Below are 232 nucleotides of genomic sequence, written 5' to 3' on the forward strand. Positions count from 1 at the left end.
CACGTCTCGCTTTGCACAGGCCTGGACGCAGTACCAGCAGGCCGGCAAGCTGCCCGCGCTGGAGCCGCTGCTGATCGACAAGCAGCTGACCACCGCGCAGCTGGCCTACGCCCAAGCGGGGGTGCAACTCGCCGAGTCTCGCGTGCAGTACGCGCAGGCCTACGAGGACGCCACCCTACTGGAGGTCAGACTCCTGACTAAGGCCAAAGCGGAAATCGGCTCGCTCGGTACT

At 65.9% G+C, this 232-nt stretch carries 1 protein-coding gene; it reads left to right on the plus strand.

What is annotated here, in order from left to right; genetic code table 11:
* A partial coding sequence (locus tag SAZ04_RS23130; RefSeq protein WP_332700166.1) for a hypothetical protein occupies window positions 1-232 on the plus strand: 232 nt, incomplete at both ends.

This window comes from Halalkalibacter lacteus, assembly GCF_036663595.1.
In the GTDB taxonomy this organism is placed as follows: Bacteria; Bacillota; Bacilli; order Bacillales; family Bacillaceae_D; genus Halalkalibacter; species Halalkalibacter lacteus.